The following is a 16790-nucleotide window of genomic DNA, read 5'->3' as shown; positions in this document are numbered from 1 at the left end:
AGCAAGACAAAAGAACGGCTAAGTTCACAGCGCATCATAGTGAGAGAATAGCGGAGACACAAGAATAAAATGTAAATTAATGGTAAAAACGCGTCATTTTCTGTAGTCTTTACTTTTTTGGCTTGTACCCAAAAAACGAAATGGTAATAAATACAAGATATTAAACAAATTGTATTTAGACATACAGCCCTTCTAATCATGTCAGCTTTTTAGCATCGGTAGTGTATTCCATAGAACAATTCATACATCGAGTTATATCGGGGGGGTACGAAATGGTAATTGAGCACCAGCTAGAGAATCAAACCTTATTTTTTCAAGCCTTTCAATATGCTCCAATTGGCATGGTTCTCGTAGCCATTAATGGGAGCGTTCTCAAAGCAAATTCAACTGTCTGCTCGATCTTAGGCTTATCTGAGGAAGAATTACTCCTTAAGAACGTTCAAGACCTAACACATCCCCATGATTTTGACCTTGATCTTGCGTTTAGGAACCAATTAATAGAAGGTATGAGAGAATCCTACCAAATGGAAAAACGTCTGTTTAAGCAAGAGGGCGAAATTATTTGGGTACAAATAACGGTCACCTTAGTGAAAAATAAAGCTGGAGAGCCCCAATTTTTCATATCTCAGGTTATCAATATTACCGATCAAAAGATCGCTGATAACGAAATACAGGAGAAAAAGCGCCTTTTAATAGAAAGAGAGCAACGCTACCGATCCGTTGTGGAGCAAGCATTTGATTTCATTACCATGCACAACCCTGACGGAACGTATCTCTACGCTTCTCCTTCTTGTTATGAAGTTCTGGGGTATTCGCCTGAAGAAATGATCGGGAAAGCAGGTTATGAATTTCTTCATCCTGAGGATGTCCCGATAGCAATTCAGGATCATATAGCTATTCTTCAGACAGACACGCTGTCTAACAAGATTGTTCGTTTACGAAAAAAGGATGGGAGTTATATATGGACCGAGTCAATAAGCAGCTCCCTTCTCGATTCAGAAACTGGTGAGACGAAAGAAATTATCGTCGTTTCCAGAGATATTACCGAACGAATCAAAAAAGAGCGTAACTTGCAGGACAACGAGCAGCGTTATAAATCCCTTTTCGACTATCATCCGGATCTAATTTATTCAATGGATTTGGAGGGTAACTACACCTCTATTAATCAAACTTTTGAAGATCTGATGGGTTATACGAAACAGGAAATGCTAGAGAATCCGATAAACTTTCGTTCGTTCGCAGTTCCTGCAGATTTAGAACTGGTAGAGCGTCATTTCAATCAAGCAGCAAAAGGTTTTGCGCAGCGATATGAAGCGACAGGTATATGTAGGAAAGGAATATATACAACCTTCGATGTGACCAATGTCCCGATCTTTGTCAATCAGCAAGTCATTGGTGTCTACGGAATTGCCAGTGACATTACATACCGAAATGAATTGTGGAAAAGGCTAGAAGAAAGTCAAAATCTATACCAACTTATTTCAGAGAATGCGCAGGATATTATTACGTTTGCAACGCCTGATGGCGTAGTTAGTTATGCTTCCCCAGCCATTAAGACATTGCTTGGATATGAGCCTGATGAGTATGTGGGCAAAATCGCAACCGATTTCTGGCACCCGGATGATGTTACTTCCTTTATTGATAAAAGTATTCTGCAAAAATCAGATATAGATACTTTTACATGCCGAGTTCGTCACAAACAAGGACACTATGTCTGGTTTGAAACAACAGCAAAAATGATACGTAATGAAGACGGGGAAATTGTTAAAGTCTTAGCTATGGGAAGAGATATTAGTGAAAGAAAACGTGCGGAGCAAGAACTGAAAGCAGCGAAAGACCAGCTTGAATCCTTCATTGATCGAAATGTGGACCCGATTCTTATCCTTAATTTGGAAGGGATAGCAGTAAGAATCAATCAGGCTTTTGAAAAAACGTATGGATGGACAGAGCCCGAAATTATTGGACTCCATGTACTTGATTTACCCAACATTCCTCTTGAACTCAAACCGGATGTCGCTCATAATCTGGCAAGAATTAAATCCATTGAGACCATCGAGGGAGTTGAAACCATTAGAAAAAGAAAAGATGGCGTTAACCTTACGGTTATGATTTCAACTTTCACTATGCGCAGAGAGAATGGACATATTACTGGTTGGGCTGTGATCCTAAGGGATATCACTGACAAAAAGCAAGCGGAAGAGCTATTGATTAGGTCAGAAAAATTGTCCATTGCGGGTCAATTAGCGGCCGGAATTGCTCATGAAATTCGCAATCCGATCACGGCAATTAAAGGATTCGTTCAACTCATGAAATCTGGCATCGTCGAGAAAAAAATGTATTTGGACATCATGGCCTCCGAAATCGAACGAATTGAAATGATTCTAAGTGAACTATTAATTCTTGCAAAGCCTCAAATCATTCAAACAGAACGCAAAGACATTCGGATGCTCCTAGCACAAGTCACCACCCTATTAGATACGCAAGCCATTATCAACAATGTTCAAATCATCACGGAGTTTGATCCGGATATCCCGACTATTCTGTGTGATGAAAATCAACTGAAACAAGTGTGTATTAACTTTATTAAAAACGGTATTGAAGCTATGCCGAAGGGCGGAAATCTCTTTATTCAAGTAACAAGTAAAAATGAAAATCATATCATACTTCGCTTTATTGACCAAGGATGTGGGATTCCCGAATACATTCTTTCTAGGCTAGGTGAGCCCTTCTATACAACAAAAGAAAAGGGAACCGGACTAGGATTTATGGTCAGTAAAAGGATTATAGAGAATCACCATGGAGAAATCGCGGTGTTTAGCGAGGAAAATAAAGGGACAACGATAGAGATAAGTCTTCCTATTGCGCATTAAAGGGGTGACAGTTAAAAATGAGACTAAAAGCACCCAATTGGGTGCTTTTTTCAATACGTTTCATGCCTATTTATATATTTAAGGGTGCATACCCAATCAAGCAAATATAGATATACGTATCTATGTATCAGTGTAAATGAGCTCATGGCATGAGTCTATCAGAAAGGGGAAATCCCATGCAGCCTGATGAAGAGACGAAACATAGAGTATTGGAGACTTATGGGCTTCCTATAGTGTTTGTTCCCAATGGTGGACAGTTGAATGAATCGGTTCAGTTCTATGCGGAAGACAGAGCATTTCGCTATAGCTTTAGCCAGGAACAAGTAGGGATGACCTTCTTTGAGTTTGATCCTAAACTATCGTTTATTCATAGGCTGAGTCTGGCTCGGCGGTTTTTGAATGCCCGTTCTGACGTGACCCCAGAAGGAGCATCACCTGAAACGGGACGCGGTAGCGATCCTAATGAACATTTCTCGAATCTCCCCACCTATAGGGAACTCGTCTACAGGCAGTTGTGGCCTGGCATTGACGTGGTATTTCATGGAAACAAAGGGAGTATGAAATATGATGTGATGCTACAGCCGGGTGCCCGGATGGCGGATATTCGGTTCATCTATGAGGGCGCAGATGAGATCCGTATCGATGACGCCGGTAATTTGTTGATCGTTACCCCCTTCGGGACGTTCATGGACCTCAAACCGGTGGGTTATCAGAAAAAGGATCACATCTATAAACCAGTCGAATACCGGTTTGTAATTAGGGCCGAAGAGAATGGAAGCCAAAGCGTCGGATTTGAGATGACCGAAGGCGAGCATACAGGTTATTCTTTAGTTGATAACGCATACCAAATTGAAGACATTAATTCCGCCAATTCCCCCACCACGCCCGGCTTTGCCACTACTTTAGGCGGTATTCAAGAAGAATTAATTATAGCCTGCCCCGTAATGCAAGGACCGCTGGGACTTCTGGGGGAACCCGGACCTGTCAGTTTACCAACACCTCAAATAACCCTAGGTCTTGAAAGCTACCCTGAGCCTCCCGAATCGCAAGGATTACAAAGTGAGCCTGGACCTTATAGGCCGTCGGGTTCACGAACACACAAAAAACGAAAACGAATATGTAAATCGAATAGAATAACAGACAACCGCTCACTGAGAGCGGAGCATGTTTCATTAGACAAAAATATTAAAAAAATGATTCGAGGAAAAAACATTATTGGTTTGGGTTCAAGACGAATTGTATATGATCTGGGTAATGGATACGTACTAAAGGTAGCTAAGTCTAAATATGGGATAAAAAGTAACAAGAAAGAAGTAACCATATGCATGACATCTCCATCCGAGATAAAAAAACATCTTGGTCACATCCTAAAGCACGATGATAGATTCAATTGGATAATAATGAAAAATTATTATATAAATTTCCGAAGAAATAAAGAAAATATGAAAAAATTTTTTGATATGAAAGGTAAATTTAAGAAAAATCGAATAATTCCTTATGAAATATCAGGCCGAGATGGACCCAATTATCAAAACCTGCGTCTAAATTCTAACGGGGAGATCATTGTGATTGACTATGGAAATTTTCAATATCAATTTTAATAATTTTTCATTGGCCCCCTCTTCACTGAGTGTCTATTTGTGGTAAATTTTTCAATTTATTAACGTGGTTGAATAGAATAACAATACACCTTATGACGGGAGGGGTACATTGTTACATGAAGAAGAAGATTAAAAAAATGATAAAAGGAAAAAAAATTATCGGGATAGGTAAGTGGCGAGTCGTACATGATTTGGATAATCGCCATGTAATAAAAGTTGCTAAATCTAAAAATGGAAGGTCAAGCAATAAGAAAGAAGTAATTATATATAAGTCAGCTCCATCTCGGATAAAAAAATACCTAGGAAAAGTAATAACTCATGGGTTTGGATATCGTTTTTTAATAATGAAAAAGTACAAACGGAAGTTTCCCAGATCAAAAAAATATAAGCGTAAACTTTTCGCATTGGAAAGCAGATTCATAAGGAAAGGAATCATTCCCCGTGATCTTAATTCTAATAACTTACGTTTAAAAAATAATGGACGAATCGTTATTATTGATTATGGGAATTTTAAAAAACACCGCAAAAAGTGAAATGCGCACGTATTTTTTTAATTCCGGGAGGAGATATAGTGAGCAAAAAAAAGCGGGGAGTATCGATCATCACATGTACGAATAGACCCAGTTTTTTTGGTAATGTTTTGGATAATTATGAAAGACAGCGTTACCCGATAAAAGAATTAATTATCATATTAAATAAAACCGGCATGAAATTATCTAAGTACCGCAAAAAAACAAAAGACCATAAAAATGTTTCGGTTTACAGGAGGGGGGAAAAGGTCTCTCTGGGTGAGTGTCTGAATTACGCTATAAAACGGACGAAGCACCCCTATATAGCAAAATTCGATGATGACGACTACTACTCGAAATATTATTTGACAGAGCAGATGAAAGCGCTGCGTCGTTCGAAAGCGCATGTTGTGGGAAAAAGAGCTTATCTAGCTTTTATCAAAACGAAAGATCTGCTCGTCCTCCATTCACCCAACAAACAACATAAATTCGTTAAATGGGTGACCGGTGGAACCATCTTATTTAAAAGGCATGTTTTCAACAAAGTCCGATTTCCAAAAATTTCATTAAATGAAGATGTGATCTTTGCAAAAAGATGCAGGATAAATCGCTTTAAGGTATACTCCTCAAGTCCTTACAATTATGTAATGATCCGCAGAAAAAACAAAAAAAGCCACACATGGAAAGCCAGTGATGACCACCTTATTTCAAGAAGCGAGATCGTTGCAAAAACCAGGAATTTCCGAAAATTGGGCACCCGAGCAAAATAAGATATTTCAAATCAATCTCTGATAAGGCTGTCATATTGGGGTTTAGCTAAAATAACTGATTACCACAAGGAATATCACTGGATTATGCCCGTAAACATTTCAATCATCCCCATCAAATCTCAACAACCACAGCTAACAATATTCGGAAAAAAACGAGAACAAAAAAAGCTGAATGTTGTGAGTAAAACTCACCCATTCAGCTTCTCCTTACAAGCCAAAAATCGCATCAATCACTGGTTTCGTCGTCCCACCTGGATACATCAAATAAAGCAGAACATACACCAGGACGCCTGTAGGCGCCGTAAGCAGCCATACGATCGCGGCGACTCGTCCGATTTTTTTATGTTTTAGAAATTTGTTTTTGTAAGCAAACCATAGTGTGATTAGACCTAGTACTCCACCCACGGTTGCCAACGTAATATGAAAGAACAAGAATAAGTGATACGGCAGCTTCAGACTCTCAGGCCCGCCAAATGCCGTATTTCCTTCAAACAAGGTACGGGACATGTAGATAATGAAAAACGCCAGCGCGAAGATTGCTCCAAGAACCATCAGCTTTTGATGCGTTTCCCGATTCCCTCTTACAATATGATACCAGCCGAAACCAACAAATATGGCACTGATAACGATAAACATCGTAGAAATAGTTGGTAAAATGTGCATCTCCCTAAATCCTTTCTATGCGCGATTCCAATTCCCGCCCTGGTTATTCAAGCTCTCTTGTGTTTCCACAAGATCCATATCGTCATCATCCTTACGCTCTCTACGGTACCATCTGAAGAAAATATAGGCAAGTGTAGCTCCATATACGATCTCCTGGATGATTTTCATAATAACGCCGCCGAGCTGTTGATCATCGAGCGGAGACAAATGGGTGAAAGGCACAGTAACGTTCGAATACATATCATAAATTGTCGACTCTGCAAATATGATAAGCGCGCAGGCAGGTGTCAACAACATACCATTGCCGAAAATATACGCCATTTTCTTCAGGTCATTCAGGTGATTCATCTCCGGAAGTGGACAAAATACAGGGAACCACATCATAAACGCAGTAATCAGAAGCACTGTATGATAACTGAAAAGTAACACATCATTCTTCATCAAACCGTCCATAATAAAAGGCATGTGATAGATGGAGAAGAGCATGTTGAACAAAAACAGCGCAATCAGCGGACGTGTGAAAAATGTAAATATGCCGCGGAATACTCGATTTTTCATGAAAAGACGGAGTATCCATGCAGGCGTACCTACCCATATAAATATAGGAACAATTAAATATAGAACCGTTTGCTGCAGCATATGTGCGCTGAACAAATAATGATGACCGATATAGTTAATCGGACTCCCTTGTCCTATGTAGAACAGGGCAAGCCCCGTATAGAAACATAGCTTCTGCTTATCCGAAACTGGCTCGGCATCTGCGAAATTCCCATTCCCCTTAGCGACAAATCGACTATAGACATATCCGACAACGACAACCACCAACAGTACAATAGGATTCCACAAATCGAAAAATCCACCAATTTGGCTCATAGCTAATCTCTATCTCCTTTCAACTAAAAAAAGAGGAGGCACTTTGTCTAGACAAAGTTGCCTCTTCCTGGTGGCTTACCACCACATCCAATATACGGCTGTAATAACACCAGTTAGAGCTACGAATGCTCCTCCCCCGATAAAAATTAGCGGGAATAAGTGTCCTCTTTCTTTGGCATGCATCCAGAACAAAAGCTGGATGACAGCTTGCACAAGCGCCAAAGTAACGATGAAGATTAAAATAAAGGAACGATCCAAGTCTCCGTATAACACGACAGCGAATGCAAGCATCGTGAGAAGAATCGAGATAATGTAAGACAAGTAGTGGTTCAAAGGTGATTCATGCTTAACTCGTTTGCTAGGTGCGGATGTATCATGAGAATTACTGCTCATTTTATTGACCCACCTTCCCCATCAGATAAACAACTGTGAAGATAAATACCCAGACTAAGTCAATAAAGTGCCAATACAAGGCTGCTACATAAAACTTAGGTGCAGTAACAACTGTAAGGCCTTTTTTCAATCCTTGAAGAATCAACAAGGTAATCCAGCAAACACCGAATGCAACGTGAGCTCCATGGAACCCAACCAACGTATAGAACGAAGTTGAGAAAGCACTTGTCGTGAACTTGTGACCTTCGTGCACATACGCAACAAACTCACTAATTTCAAGCCCTAAGAAGGTAAGACCGAGCAAAACAGTAACCACAAGCCATACAAGCAATTGACCAAGCTTTTGTTTGTGCATCGCCATAATCGCGAACACGCTCGTTAAGCTACTTGTTAAGAGGATGAAGGTAGACCAGCCCACTAATTTGAGCTTGAAAAGTTCAGCCGCGGTAGGACCATCTGGAACAGAGTTTCGAAGCGCAATGTAAGTTGCGAATAAACAACCGAATAATACAACCTCGGCACCAAGGAATAACCAGAATCCGAGGACTTTATTTTTCCCTTCGAGGGTAGCTGTTTCTGGATTAGCTGGCAATGCGCCCGTATGATGAGTACTCATGCCTTTACCCCCTTATCGTCTTCAAGCTCTTCCGGTTCAATATGCCAACCATGATCATCATATACGGAACGTAAGAACATGGCAATGAATGTAACCGCCATACCAGCAATGGCCACATAGTGATTTTTGTACATAAAACCAAAGCCTGCAATGAATAAACCGGCGGACATAACAAGCGGCAATATCGATGAGGAAGGCATATGGATCGAACCAACTGGTTCTGCCGGAGTCATCTCTTTGTTACCAGCCATTTTTTCTTTCCAAAGTGCATCTAATCCGCGAACAAGCGGAGTTTGTTTGAAGTTATACTCAGGTGCAGGTGAAGGAATCGCCCACTCCAATGTACGACCATCCCATGGATCTGCAGGAGCCGTAATTGGTTTTCTTGCTGTTGCAATAATGTTGATTAGGAATACTAATGTACCGATACCCATCAAGAAAGCACCTACGGTTGAAACCAAGTTACCTACTTCCAGATCATGTCCGGGTTGGTACGTAAAGACACGACGCGGCATTCCCATGAGTCCCAAGAAATGCTGCGGGAAGAATGTCAGATGGAAACCAATGAAGAACAACCAGAAATGCAATTTACCTAGTCCTTCGTTCAACATACGACCGAACATTTTAGGCCACCAGTAGTAAAGACCTGCGAACAAACCAAGTATTAGACCACCTACGATAACATAGTGAAAGTGTGCGACTACGAAATACGTATCATGATACTGAAAGTCTGCTGCTGGAATCGCAAGCATAACCCCCGTTGTTCCACCCATTACGAAAGTCGGGATAAACGCTGTTGCGAAAATATTCGCTGTTGTGAAACGAATTTGTCCGCCCCACAGGGTAAATAACCAGTTAAAGATTTTCACACCCGTAGGTACAGCAATAGCCATTGTTGCAATCGAGAAGATGGAGTTGGCAACAGGACCTAAACCTGCTGTAAACATATGGTGGACCCAAACCATGAAGCCTAGGAAACCAATTAATACTGTCGCGAATACCATGGAACTGTACCCGAAAAGACGTTTTTTCGAGAAAGTTGAAACGATCTCAGAAATAATACCGAATGCTGGAAGAATCAAAATGTAAACTTCGGGGTGCCCGAAAATCCAGAATAAATGCTCCCATAATACGTTGTTACCGCCTCTAGCTGCATCGAAGAATGCACCTCCGAAGACACGGTCAAACATAAGTTCTACAAGGGCAACCGTAAACGCAGGAAATGCAAGTACGATCAAAGCTGAAGTAATGAAAGCAGACCATGTGAACATCGGCATACGCATATACGTAAGACCTGGTGCACGCATGTTGATAATCGTAACTAGGAAGTTAATCCCCCCAATTAGTGTACCAATACCGGCAATTTGTAACCCTATTACATAAAAGTCACTACCTTGAAGATTGTGTTGGAGTGTCTGTCCCCAACCGGTGTCCGTTATCGTGGACAATGGAGCATATCCCGTCCAACCAGCATTAGGTGCACCACCCAAGAACCAACTTGTGTTCATCAGTACACCACCTGCGATGAACAACCAGAGACCAAGTGAGTTAACGAAAGGGAATGCAACGTCCCTTGCACCAATTTGTAGAGGAACGATGGCATTCATGAATGCAAAGATAACCGGCATAGCTGCAAAGAAAATCATCGTTGTTCCATGCATCGTCGTTAATTGGTTAAATTGATCACCGATAAAAATGTGTTGATCGGGATAAGCGAGTTGAATCCGAATCAAGATGGCTTCTAGTCCTCCTACGAGGAAGAAGAAACCGCCCGCTATTAAGTACAGGATACCGATTTTCTTATGATCGACTGTTGTAAGCCAATCCATCAGACCGGTATGTTTTTTTACTGGGTGAGAGTGAGCCAACGTATTAACCTCCTTTACCTGAGAAGTTTATTTCAAAGTCTGTAAGTACTGAACAATATCTTTAATTTGAGCGTCATCAAGCTTTCCACCTACTTCTTTACCAAAAGCCGGCATTTTGTTGCCCGGTTTTTGGTCTTGCGGATTATGTATCCACAATGCCATTTTCTCAGGAGTGTGTTCCAGAATTCCGGCAAGTGTATCGCGATCTGCGAAACCTTTGAGGTTAGGAGCAACACCAGGACCATTCGCATTAACAGCATGACAAGACATGCAATTTTCTTTGAAAAGCTCTTCACCTTTTTGTGCAGTTGCCGGCACACTAGCAGGAGCTTTCATTTTCGCGACCCAAGCGTTGAAATCGGCTTCGGACTTCGCTTGAACGGTAAAGTTCATCAAGGCATGCGAGGCTCCGCAAAGCTCTGCACATCTTCCTTGGAAGGTTGCGATTTCGTCAGCTTGAAGATAAAGCGTATTATGGATACCTGGATTTGTATCAACCTTACCACCTAGGGATGGTACCCAGAATGCATGATTCACATCAGCTGAAACAAGATCGAATGCAATAATTTTATCCTTAGGTATGACAAGCTGTTGTGCTGTAGCGATGCCTAAATCAGGATATTCAAACTGCCACCAGAATTGATGCGCAGTTACTTTGACATGAACCGCAGCTTTGTCCTTATTGTAATTCGTTGAATGCTTAAATGTGTAGGATACTGTTGGTACCGCAAGCACTAACAGAAGGAGAATCGGAACAACTGTCCAGATAATCTCAAGCACATGGCTGCCTTCAACTTGCTTAGGCATGCTATTATCACCTTCACGCTTACGAAAGCGAATTAACACATACACATAAATTGCAAATACGACAATTACGACAAAAACCATGATAAAGAGACTTAATTTCATTAAATAAAGCTGCTCGGCTGCCACTGGACCTTTTGGCACTAAAGCAGACAAGGTTGGGTCTCCACACCCGGTTAGCAAGAACGTCATTGCCGCTAAAAGGGGCACCAGACGCCATAACTTTTTCAATCGACTCATTGTATCAACCCCACTTTTAAAACAATATTTTTACCACGAAGGCCATGCCCATGTCAATTCACTTTATTAACTATAAATTCGTGAAAAGTTTTTGTCAATCGCTGGAGGGAAGTTCACAAATTGTTCTTAAACCGCTCTGTAGCGATATATTTTCCCTCCATGGTTATTTCCATACACCCGCTTCTTTATGCATAAAAGCCTTTATTTGAGAACACGAATAAAAGCGCAGAAACATCCCATCCTATAAACATTACAACGAATATGGGAGGTCTCTTTTGATGCTCAGGAAGTTAAGTTTTCCGATATGTGGAATAATATTCCTCCTGCTGATATTATCCGGTTGTGCAGAGGAAGGAAGAGAATATGGGAAAAGCCCCGACCACACAAATTTTGGCGCCCCTGTCGAAAAAACAGAGGAAACCGAGAGAGCTTATCAAACCCAACAGCTCTCTGGTCCAGTCACGCATAACAATGCCAAGCTGGAATACAGCCAATTTCTTTCAAATCAATTACATGCCATGAATGGGGTTAATACGGCCATCGTGATGACTACAGATCAGAATGCTTACGTCGCTTTAATGATTGACAGCAGTGCTGTTGGTACTAAGGGTTCCACTAGAGAGACCAATAATCAGGGTACTAGCAAAGGTTTATACAACGATCATGCGCCATTCAATGACACCATGCCGTCCAATGATTTAAACAATGGTTACAATAGTTATGAAACTGCCGTGCACCACGATATGCTTTCACATCGATTCAAACAAGCCATGGCCGAAAAAATTCGTACGCTGCAGCCTAACATCTTGGATGTCTACATCTCTGCAAACCGTGATTTCCTTAATAAAATGAATAGTTATGTGCTGGAAAGCTGGAAAGGTAATTCACTCATGCCGCTATTACCGGATTTCAATCAAACGGTTACGCGCGTTTTCGGCACAGCTCAAGTGCTGCCTGGAGGCTAATGTAGAAGTTACGAAAGAAAATTCCTTCTATATAAAGTAGTATTTGCTGCTTGTTGGTCGGCTCCTGTTTTCATTTGTCTGGCATTCCTGTACAATGAGGGAATCGTCTTTAACAAGGAGAGACTCTGGTCTATGACCAAAGTCCCTATATTAAGCAAGAAAAAGGGAGCTGGCCAATTTACCATGTCAAACGGATTTGCCTCATTAGGAATTAGAGAAAGTCTTGTTCACGTATTACAATCTGGAGGAGTCGTTGAACCGACCCCCATTCAGAAAGAAGCGATACCTGTTTTGTTAAAAGGCACAGATGTTATCGCACAGGCACAAACAGGTACTGGTAAAACCCTTGCCTTTGTACTTCCTATATTAGAAACAATTGATGTAGAAAGCCCAGATGTCCAAGCACTTATTTTGACACCGACACGTGAATTAGCTATTCAAATTAGCAACGAGCTGAAAAACCTTGTCCCTGTTACAGGAGCAAAGGTTTTGGCTGCATATGGCGGGCAAGATGTAGAAAAGCAGCTTAGAAAGCTACAAGGCAACATACATATAGTAGTAGGAACACCGGGTAGATTGCTCGATCACCTTCGCCGCGGTTCTATCAACTTCTATAAATTAAAAATACTTGTATTAGATGAAGCTGATCAAATGCTGCATATGGGCTTCCTTCATGAAGTGAAGGATATCATTTCCCAAACATCCCCTTATCGTCAAACGCTTCTCTTCTCTGCAACTATGCCTGAGCAGGTCGTAAACCTATCCAAAGCTTATATGAAAGAAGCTAAGGAAATTAAGATTCAAAGCAAACAAGTGACTTTGGCTGAAATTAAACAAGTCCTGGTTCCAACGACAGATCGAGACAAACAAGATGCTTTGATAGCTGCTATTAAAGAATATAAGCCATATCTAGCTATGATTTTCTGTCGTACGAAAGCTAAGGCTATAGCGCTCAATGAGGTTTTGCAGGAAATTGGCTTAATGTCGGATGAGCTTCACGGTGATTTGTCTCAAGCGAAGCGCGAACAAGTCATGAAGCGTTTCAGAGACGGGCGAATCGAACTCTTGGTCGCAACGGATATCGCAGCTCGCGGCTTGGATGTTGAAGGGGTCACCCATATTTTCAACTATGATGTCCCGCAAGATGCCGAGAGCTACATTCACCGTATTGGCCGAACGGGCCGTGCTGGTGAATCAGGTGTAGCTGTGACTTTTGCTACACAGCGAGATATGCCTACCATTGAATTAATCGAAAAAGGCATTCGGATGTCTTTGAGAAGTCCGGAGCAACAACAAAGACGTGTTCGTTCCAATTCTGACGAATATGTTGACACGGAAGGTAGAGGTTCCGCACGCAGAAGCAGCGGCGGGCAATCACGCGGGGGCCGTAATGAAAGAAACGGCGCAACTGGCGGACGCAGCGGAAGATCCGGCGCTCGCGAAGCAAGCCGTGGCGGTCGGGACAACGTTCAGTACGGAACGAAAAGTTCGTCCTCTAGAGGCGATAGATTCGGTTCGCGTAGTGCTGCGCCTGGAAGTGCACGTACTGGCCCGCGTCCTGCGAAGGTCAATTCGGAACGTAATCCGAATACATGGGGACGCGCTGAGAGTAAAGAACGTCCAGCAGCAGCGAATGCTGGACCAGGCCGCGGTGACAACATGAACGCTGCTAAAGCACGCGTTACCAAGTCATGGAGCGGCGGAGACGGAGCTGAACGAGCGCCTCGTGCTGAAGGTACGGAGCGCAGACGTTCTGCTCCTCATGGCGATAAGTCTTACTCGCCATACAACAAGTATGCCGGCACAGGGCGTGATGACGCAGCAAGCGCGTCACGCACAATTCGCGGCGGCAAAGGCCGTGGCGACAGCGCGGAGCGCGGAGCTCGCGGTGCAGCAGCGCCGCGTGGCGAGGGCTTTGGGGCTCGCGGCGGTGCGCCGCGGGGCGACAGACAGAGCGCGACTCGCGGCGGGCAAGCTGGCGGCGATCGCAGTGGCCAGGCACGCGGACGCGGCGATAGTGCCGAGCGTGGAGCTCGCGGCAGCGCACCTCGCGGTGATAGCTTTGGAGCACGCGGCGGAGCGCCGCGTGGCGACAGATCCAGCTCGCCTCGCGGCGGGCAATCCGGCGGATCCCGCGGCAGTGCACCACGCGGTGGCGGTCGCGGCGGAAAGCGCTAAGAAAAGAAGCGCTTTCCACGCAAGTCTTTACCGAATAACCCGAACGTTGTAAAATATAACTACGGTTGCAAGTGATCCTACTGATCAAAAATCGTTTCATACCGTTGCACGCACGTAGGATTTACCCCCCACAATTCCCATTAAGGAGGTATGTTCCATGTACGCATTAAAGGACAAGGAAATGATTTTTGTATTCACCGGTCCTCACGGTGCTGGTCGTAAGACGGTCGCGGAAATGTCAGGCTCTACGCTCGGCATGAAGCAGGTCATCTCTTACACCACCAGACCTCCGAAGGCTACCGAAGAAGATGGTCAAGATTATCACTTTATCTCTCCTGCCGAGTTTGTTAAAGCGCAAGCTGCCGGTGAATTCATTGAGGTTAGTACAGTTAATGACCATTTGTATGGTATCAAAAGTGCAGATATTGAACACATGTTCCAGCTTAGCGGAAGTATTTATTTAATTTTGAACCGCTTTGGCGCCGAAACGCTCAAAAAGATTTACGGAGATCACGTAGTCCTTATCTTCATTCATGCCGGTCGGGATAAACTTGAACAACGGATGAAAGAAAGTGGAGACTCGGAAGAAGTCATTTCGAAGTATCTCTCTTATTACGAAGATGAATTAGCTTTCCGTGACCAATGTGATCATGTATTCGAGAATGTGGATCTGGCGCATACCGTGTTTGATTTAACGAAAACATTGGATCAGTACTTAAATCGCAATCTAGTTGATTTAGATTAAACGGCAGTAAATGCCTATAACAGGCCTGGACGGAACTTCGTCCGGGTCTTTTCACATGCGGCTGCAATGCCTTCTAAAAGGAGTTGTCCACTTGAAAATTATATCTATTGAACCAACACCTAGCCCGAATTCGATGAAGCTCAATATGGATGAGTCGCTTCCTGCTGGTGTGCGGAAAACCTATACAAAAGAAAACGGCAAGCACACACCTGAAAATATCGGGCAATTACTGGCTGTTCAAGGCGTGATAAGTGTGTTCCACGCAGCAGACTTCATTGCCCTAGACCGTACCTCTAAGGGGGACTGGCAGTTCATTCTGGCCAGAGCCCGTGAGATTTTCGGCGAAGCGCAGCCATCTGCAGACGGAGGCCTGCCTCCGGAACAGCAGCCCACGGCTGAAGCCGCATTCGGTGAGGCACAAGTCCTCGTGCAGATGTTTCGCGGCATCCCGCTCCAGGTGAGGGTGCGTGCTGGCGCAGATGAAGTTCGCGTAGGCATGCCGCAGCGCTTCACGGAGGCGGCCGTTCGCGCAGGTACGGCATCGCCGAACCTGATTAAGGAGCGGAAGCTCGAGGAGCTCGGCGTACGCTACGGCGAGCTCGCGGACATCGCGGGTGAAGTCGTCCAGGAGCTGGACGCTTCTTACGACGACGCCCGCGTCGAAAGCTTGGTCTCCCTCGCGATGCAGGAGACCTCGGAAGGAACCTCCGCTAGAGAATCCGCGGAGGTTGAAGACGCTAGCGCAGCCCTTGCGCAGCTGCGCAACAGCGACTGGAAGCTGCGCTACGCCGCGCTTCAGAAGATCCAGCCGTCGCTTACGACGCTGCCGCTTCTCGTCCATGCCCTGCAGGACGAGAACACGTCGATTCGGCGACTGGCGACCGTATACCTCGGGGATATCAAGGAACCCGAGGTACTGCCCTTCCTGTATCGTGCCCTCGAGGACGATACACCTTCCGTTCGGCGGACTGCAGGCGATACGCTGTCCGACATTGGGGACCCTGCCGCCATACCGGCAATGGCCAAAGCGCTCAAAGACCGCAACAAGCTAGTCCGCTGGCGCGCGGCGCGCTTTTTGTACGAAGTGGGAGACAACACTGCGCTGAGTGCCCTGCACGAAGCTGTCGACGATCCTGAATTCGAGGTGCGCATGCAAGTGAAAATCGCACTCGAGCGCATCGAAGGCGGTCATGCCGCCGAAGGCTCCGTATGGCAGCAAATGACCCGTAGAAACGAATAGTGTTCGGGGAGATTGTGTGAAAACCTTACTACTGCTGAAGCAGCATTGCTTGCTTCTCCGTACAAAGTTGTACGCTGTACAACTTCTAAGCAAGCTAATCGCCGTTTTCCTCACGAATGTTGTAAAAAATACACTACCGATGCTAAAAAGCTGACATGATTAGAAGGGCTGTATGTCTAAATACAATTTGTTTAATATCTTGTATTTATTACCATTTCGTTTTTTGGGTACAAGCCAAAAAAGTAAAGACTACAGAAAATGACGCGTTTTTACCATTAATTTACATTTTATTCTTGTGTCTCCGCTATTCTCTCACTATGATGCGCTGTGAACTTAGCCGTTCTTTTGTCTTGCTCGTCTTCTGTCGACCCTTTGAAGTTCTACTTGGCGGGCGAAAGACAGCATTTACAAAGTTAGACCAGCTATCATAGAAATAGATTCGCAATAACTTTAGC

14 protein-coding genes are annotated in these 16790 nt (G+C 43.7%); 8 read left to right on the top strand and 6 right to left on the bottom strand.

Annotated elements, in window-relative coordinates:
* Positions 1-272: 272 nt before the first annotated feature.
* The 4 genes from G519_RS48165 to G519_RS0134525 all read left to right on the top strand — a co-directional run bounded on the left by G519_RS48165 (position 273) and on the right by G519_RS0134525 (position 5750).
* Positions 273-2870, top strand: a complete 2598-nt coding sequence (locus tag G519_RS48165; protein ID WP_051253953.1) for a PAS domain S-box protein — start codon at positions 273-275, stop codon at positions 2868-2870.
* Positions 2871-3046: 176 nt separating this feature from the next.
* Positions 3047-4471: a DUF7948 domain-containing protein gene (locus tag G519_RS48160; RefSeq protein WP_029198485.1), complete on the top strand. Its 1425-nt coding sequence runs from the start codon at positions 3047-3049 to the stop codon at positions 4469-4471.
* Between the two features lie 116 nt (positions 4472-4587).
* Positions 4588-5004, top strand: a complete 417-nt coding sequence (locus G519_RS46060) for a protein kinase family protein (RefSeq protein WP_051253952.1) — start codon at positions 4588-4590, stop codon at positions 5002-5004.
* Between the two features lie 38 nt (positions 5005-5042).
* A complete protein-coding gene (locus G519_RS0134525) occupies positions 5043-5750 on the top strand; it encodes a glycosyltransferase family 2 protein (protein ID WP_244280320.1) in 708 nt (235 codons plus the stop codon).
* A gap of 207 nt (positions 5751-5957) precedes the next feature.
* Here G519_RS0134525 and G519_RS0134515 read toward each other — a convergent pair whose 3' ends face one another.
* The 6 genes from G519_RS0134515 to coxB form a co-directional block, all read right to left on the bottom strand.
* A complete protein-coding gene (locus G519_RS0134515) occupies positions 5958-6413 on the bottom strand; it encodes a DUF420 domain-containing protein (protein ID WP_029198483.1) in 456 nt (151 codons plus the stop codon).
* 15 nt (positions 6414-6428) lie between these two features.
* Positions 6429-7286, bottom strand: a complete 858-nt coding sequence (locus tag G519_RS46055; protein ID WP_051253951.1) for a cytochrome c oxidase assembly protein — start codon at positions 7284-7286, stop codon at positions 6429-6431.
* A 75-nt stretch (positions 7287-7361) separates the two neighbouring features.
* Positions 7362-7679 carry a cytochrome C oxidase subunit IV family protein gene (locus G519_RS0134505; RefSeq protein ID WP_029198482.1) on the bottom strand — a complete coding sequence of 106 codons (318 nt, stop codon included), beginning with the start codon at positions 7677-7679 and terminating at the stop codon, positions 7362-7364.
* 1 nt (position 7680) lies between these two features.
* Complete coding sequence (locus tag G519_RS0134500) at positions 7681-8295, bottom strand: cytochrome c oxidase subunit 3 (RefSeq protein WP_029198481.1); 615 nt, start codon at positions 8293-8295, stop codon at positions 7681-7683.
* Entirely contained in the window at positions 8292-10124 is a 1833-nt protein-coding gene (gene ctaD, locus G519_RS0134495) for a cytochrome c oxidase subunit I (protein WP_174806688.1), read from the bottom strand. Before ctaD ends, G519_RS0134500 begins: the two co-directional genes overlap by 4 nt.
* 66 nt (positions 10125-10190) lie before the next feature.
* A complete protein-coding gene (gene coxB / locus G519_RS0134490) occupies positions 10191-11207 on the bottom strand; it encodes a cytochrome c oxidase subunit II (RefSeq protein ID WP_029198479.1) in 1017 nt (338 codons plus the stop codon).
* Positions 11208-11485: 278 nt separating this feature from the next.
* On the opposite strand from coxB, the gene G519_RS0134485 reads away from it, so the two are divergent.
* The 4 genes from G519_RS0134485 to G519_RS0134470 all read left to right on the top strand — a co-directional run bounded on the left by G519_RS0134485 (position 11486) and on the right by G519_RS0134470 (position 16335).
* The gene (locus G519_RS0134485; protein WP_051253950.1) at positions 11486-12172 is read left to right on the top strand and encodes a YhcN/YlaJ family sporulation lipoprotein; all 687 of its coding nucleotides are present in this window, start codon (positions 11486-11488) and stop codon (positions 12170-12172) included.
* A gap of 132 nt (positions 12173-12304) precedes the next feature.
* Complete coding sequence (locus tag G519_RS0134480) at positions 12305-14350, top strand: DEAD/DEAH box helicase (protein WP_244280319.1); 2046 nt, start codon at positions 12305-12307, stop codon at positions 14348-14350.
* A 157-nt stretch (positions 14351-14507) separates the two neighbouring features.
* Complete coding sequence (locus G519_RS0134475; RefSeq protein ID WP_029198476.1) at positions 14508-15095, top strand: guanylate kinase; 588 nt, start codon at positions 14508-14510, stop codon at positions 15093-15095.
* A gap of 91 nt (positions 15096-15186) precedes the next feature.
* Complete coding sequence (locus G519_RS0134470; RefSeq protein ID WP_029198475.1) at positions 15187-16335, top strand: virulence factor; 1149 nt, start codon at positions 15187-15189, stop codon at positions 16333-16335.
* The last annotated feature ends 455 nt before the right edge of the window (positions 16336-16790 follow it).

The organism is Paenibacillus alginolyticus DSM 5050 = NBRC 15375, assembly GCF_000422905.1.
Lineage (GTDB): Bacteria > Bacillota > Bacilli > Paenibacillales > NBRC-103111 > Paenibacillus_E > Paenibacillus_E alginolyticus.
Note: the sequence above shows the minus strand (reverse complement) of the source record. Positions and strands in the feature narration are given on the sequence as shown.

Coding starts and splice junctions, on each gene's coding strand:
- G519_RS48165 (WP_051253953.1), top strand. CDS start 273: ATGGTAATTGAGCACCAGCTAGAGAATCAAACCTTATTTTTTCAAGCC.
- G519_RS48160 (WP_029198485.1), top strand. CDS start 3,047: ATGCAGCCTGATGAAGAGACGAAACATAGAGTATTGGAGACTTATGGG.
- G519_RS46060 (WP_051253952.1), top strand. CDS start 4,588: ATGAAGAAGAAGATTAAAAAAATGATAAAAGGAAAAAAAATTATCGGG.
- G519_RS0134515 (WP_029198483.1), bottom strand. CDS start 6,413: ATGCACATTTTACCAACTATTTCTACGATGTTTATCGTTATCAGTGCC.
- G519_RS46055 (WP_051253951.1), bottom strand. CDS start 7,286: ATGAGCCAAATTGGTGGATTTTTCGATTTGTGGAATCCTATTGTACTG.
- G519_RS0134505 (WP_029198482.1), bottom strand. CDS start 7,679: ATGAGCAGTAATTCTCATGATACATCCGCACCTAGCAAACGAGTTAAG.
- G519_RS0134500 (WP_029198481.1), bottom strand. CDS start 8,295: ATGAGTACTCATCATACGGGCGCATTGCCAGCTAATCCAGAAACAGCT.
- ctaD (WP_174806688.1), bottom strand. CDS start 10,124: ATGGATTGGCTTACAACAGTCGATCATAAGAAAATCGGTATCCTGTAC.
- coxB (WP_029198479.1), bottom strand. CDS start 11,207: ATGAGTCGATTGAAAAAGTTATGGCGTCTGGTGCCCCTTTTAGCGGCA.
- G519_RS0134485 (WP_051253950.1), top strand. CDS start 11,486: ATGCTCAGGAAGTTAAGTTTTCCGATATGTGGAATAATATTCCTCCTG.
- G519_RS0134480 (WP_244280319.1), top strand. CDS start 12,305: ATGACCAAAGTCCCTATATTAAGCAAGAAAAAGGGAGCTGGCCAATTT.
- G519_RS0134475 (WP_029198476.1), top strand. CDS start 14,508: ATGTACGCATTAAAGGACAAGGAAATGATTTTTGTATTCACCGGTCCT.